Origin of the sequence: Pseudarthrobacter albicanus (assembly GCF_018224015.1) — a bacterium.
Taxonomy (GTDB): Bacteria; Actinomycetota; Actinomycetes; order Actinomycetales; family Micrococcaceae; genus Arthrobacter; species Arthrobacter albicanus.
This window is the reverse complement of record NZ_JAGPOT010000160.1, coordinates 1-3697: the sequence shown is the minus strand read 5'-3', so window position 1 is coordinate 3697 and position 3697 is coordinate 1. Positions and strand designations below refer to the sequence as shown.

Below are 3697 nucleotides of genomic sequence, written 5' to 3'. Positions count from 1 at the left end.
TGGTTCCGTCGCTCCGTCGGCAATGGTTTTCAAACTTTTCGAACCTGGGGCTTGTGGTTCCGTCGCTCCGTCGGCAATGGTTTTCAAACTTTTCGAACCTGGGGCTTGTGGTTCCGTCGGGCCGGCTCCGTCGCTGCGCTCCGGTGGACCGTGAAAAGGTCCAACGGTCCGGCTACGCTGGGTGCATGGCAACCATCGATATTGAACAGACACGCAACCAGGCACGGGCACTCCTCGATTCGCGCATTGAGTCCGTGACCGCACTGGTCAAGACCCGTCAGCGGATCACGGACTTGAAAGAGCAGCTGGCCGCGGCCGAACGCGAGGACAAGCGCGCCTACGTGCGCGCCACCAAGGACGGATGGAGCCCCGAGGAGCTCAAGAAGCTCGGTCTCGAATCGGGCGCCGCTGGTCGCAGGCGGAAGAGCACGAACCGCGCCGGCAACGACGCCGCACCGGCCGCACAGACCGAACGCAGCAGCGAACAGTAAGCGCTGCCCCTCGCCCACCTGGGCACGGCAAAAGCTAAAACCTTCGGGCTTTTCCCGCACACAGCTGGACGACGGGACCCATCTGACCGCCTGCACACAACCACCACGTCACCGCCGTGCCCACGTCGCCTCAGGCGAACGGTGGCCGTGCACAGGCTCCGTATAGTGCGGGCCAAGTCGGAGAAGTTCCCCATGGTTCAAGCCTCAACGTGGCCGGCTCACCGTCGTCCGCTGGCCGAGTTATTTTCAGCAGGGACCACACAGAGGAAGGGCTTCGCGGCAGTAGTCTGCGGAGCCCGTTCTCTGTCTGTAGGGACGGTCCAACCGCATTGCCCTGGTGCGGGGCCGGCGTCCGGCATGGACGTTCAGGGTGTGCATGGTTAAACAGAAAAGAGCCGGCCTGTTGGCCGGCCCTTTTCCGCTCCTCGGACAAAGGAAATCTGTGATCCAGGTTAGCTGACTCCTGCGTCGAACGTCGGCAGCTGACGGGCGAACGTTTTGCACCCTGGCGCCACCGCGTGGAGATCTCGTAGTCTGCGGGATGAGACGCGGCACTTTTGTTGAGTCCTCATTGTCGCGTCGAACGGCGGTCCGCCGCTGATGAGCAGCTGCTGAGGTTCGCACTGGGCGGCGGACCGCCCGACAACGAAGTCACTGACTTCGATGTTACCGACGTCGGTTGCACCTCCCAGCACGGGCAGAACGCGGAAGCTGTAGACCTCACCCTCGCCTGCTTGCACACCAATGCTCTCAGCTTGGCTGGCCAAGCTGCATCGAGTACTCATCCTGCCCTGAACAAGAGTTCAGTCTCCACCAGGTTCTCTCCCCTGCTGATGGTCTCTTTGGGATCGAGACGCACTCATTTGCGGCGTAGACCGCGAAACCATCTGGCCGCAAAGGCCACTGCCCCGTCACCGAGCCAAGTAAACATTGTGGCAAGGGCGGATGGCAGGTCGTCCATGGCGCCCTCCTCAAGGTCCTGTCTTACACGGTTCTTCCTTAGCATAAGGGCAGGTCCCCAACGCCGGCTTTTTACGGCGGTGAGTTGCTGCAGAGGGAAGAGTTCGGTGGCCAACTCGAAGAGCGCGGCGGGGACATCGGTCGTTTCGATCTCGGCGGTGTCGCGGAGGAACACGGCGTTCCCGAGTACATCTGGATGAGGACGCCGGTGGCTCGAGCGTCAAGTGTGTGCCGAGCTACCCTACGACCTCCAACCCGAACGGTCCGCAGGGAACCTTGAAGCCCCCACCCCCCGCTCGAAGTCCGATTTGACGACTATAGGAGCATCGCCGTTAGGCAAGACAGGGCCAGGGCCTCCGGAGCCCTGCGGGGCGCGCCCTGGACCCAACAGCCGGCCGCGCCAGCGGACGCCTCTATTCGGGTGAGCTCTGCGAACAATGCACCAGTACCCCGGGATCTGCACCTTATGTGCCGCGGGCGGCTGGCCGCGCCACACCGGGTTCCCGCTCAAAACCCTGGGCGGTTGGCGGTCCGCCGCCGGCAACCACAAGCGCCAGCCAACCGCGACGGCGGACCGCCCGCGGTGACCGGCACGGCAGGACCGGCCACCACCTCAGGTGTCAGCTCACCGGCTGATGCAGTCCGAACAGCTGCTGGGCGAGGTCGATCAATTCCTCGGGCACGTCGGCATCCTCGCCGTCTTCCGTCTCGCCCAGGAACACCACATTCCCGCAGTACACGTCGGTCAGGACGCCGGTGTCTTCAAGCACCAGGAGCGCGGCACGGCGGTTCGGTGCAAGGTTCAGGAATTTGCCTTCCTCGTTCAGATAGAAGTGCCAGTCATACCCGCTCACGGCTTCGATGTTTCCAGCCACGAGGTTTTGCAGGTTCTCCAGTGATGCGTCGATGGTTTCGACCCGTGCCGGTTCGTGTCCGTCGGCGGGGATGATCAGGGCGGTGCAGGTGCTCATCAGGTGTTGTCCTCTCAGGTGGTTCGGGGGGTGCGGTGCCCCGCCGCTGTTTGGCGGGGCACCGGCTCTGGCGCTGGTCAGGCGGCGTTGACCGTGTAGGGGATCCGGTAGCGGGACGGGAGTTCGGCGGCGGCTTCCGGAAGGTCGTCCGGGCCGCGGGCCTGTCCGTTCTTCCATGAGAAGAACGCCTGTTCGGTGATCGCTTCCCACTGCCGGGCCTTGGTCCGGTAGAAGGTGCAGCTCACGTCTCCCTCGCAGTACGTGGCGACTCCGAACAGGTTGCCGACGCTGTCAGCGGTCCGCGTGGCCGCGACCATGACATAGGGCCACTGGCCCAGGTCCCAGCCGTCACAGCCCCAACTCGAGACGACGGCCCAGCCTTCGGCTTCGATGAGTTCCATCCAGTCGTAGCCGCCGTTCATGTGGTAATCGCCCAGCACGGTCACGCCGTCGATGGTCTCGCCGGTGTCCTTGGTGGTCACGGTCTTGGTTGCGATTGCGTTCATGGTGTTGGTCCTTCTTGTCCGAGAAGTTCAGGTGGGTGGGGCGGCTTTGGTGACCGGCCAGCGTCCCCTGCTCCCCCGTTGTTTTTTGGTTGCTGGCAAGCTCGCTTGCTCGGCGGCCGACGGAGGCCTGTCTACCCGTAGGGCAAGGTGCGGGAAATTCCTGGAGGAAATCAGCGACGCAGGAGCGCCGGAGGGACATTTCCTCCACCGCAGGCCCCGGGAGGAACGACAGGGGCTAGACAGGCTGGAGCGGACGCCTAGAATCCGCAGGAATCTCAATGATGTTGTCAACGGATGTTTTGCGGTGCCGTGCCCGTGCCCCGGCCGGTCGGCGGCCGGGGCACGGGGCCGGTGGTTAGTCGGTCCAGCCGGGGTAGGGCTTCCGGTCCCGGTCCGGGAGTTCCGCCGCCGCGGCGGGGAGGCTGTCCGGTCCGTCGGACTGGCCGGAGGCCCAGTGGAAGAACACCTCGGCGGTGATCGCTTCGTAGCAGGCGGCCTGGGCCCGGAACCAGTACGTGGACGTGTCGCCTTCGACGTAGGTGCCGTAGCCGAACAGTTCCCCGGTTCGGTCGCGGGTGCGGGCGACGGCGAGGATGATGTAGGGCCAGGATCCGGCGTCCCATCCCTCGCTGCCCCAGTTCGGCAAGACCGACCAGGCGGTGCCTTCGATGGTGTCCATCCAGTCGTACCCGTCTCCTGCCCGGTTGTCGGCGGGGAGGACCGGGGCTGTCACCGTCTCTGCGGTGTCGCCGGTAACGGTGCGGGTCAT

General features: G+C 64.6%; 4 protein-coding genes. 1 reads left to right on the top strand and 3 read right to left on the bottom strand.

The window, feature by feature from the left end; genetic code table 11:
- Nucleotides 1-185 precede the first annotated feature (185 nt).
- On the top strand, nucleotides 186-491 hold the full coding sequence (locus J9611_RS21035; protein WP_211883129.1) for a hypothetical protein: 306 nt from the start codon (nucleotides 186-188) through the stop codon (nucleotides 489-491).
- Nucleotides 492-2071: 1580 nt separating this feature from the next.
- Here J9611_RS21035 and J9611_RS21030 read toward each other — a convergent pair.
- The 3 genes from J9611_RS21030 to J9611_RS21020 all read right to left on the bottom strand — a co-directional run.
- A complete protein-coding gene (locus J9611_RS21030; protein ID WP_246528125.1) occupies nucleotides 2072-2422 on the bottom strand; it encodes a DUF3846 domain-containing protein in 351 nt (116 codons plus the stop codon).
- A gap of 77 nt (nucleotides 2423-2499) precedes the next feature.
- Complete coding sequence (locus J9611_RS21025) at nucleotides 2500-2928, bottom strand: hypothetical protein (RefSeq protein WP_211883127.1); 429 nt, start codon at nucleotides 2926-2928, stop codon at nucleotides 2500-2502.
- Between the two features lie 355 nt (nucleotides 2929-3283).
- A partial coding sequence (locus J9611_RS21020) for a hypothetical protein (protein WP_211883125.1) occupies nucleotides 3284-3697 on the bottom strand: 414 nt, incomplete at its 5' end.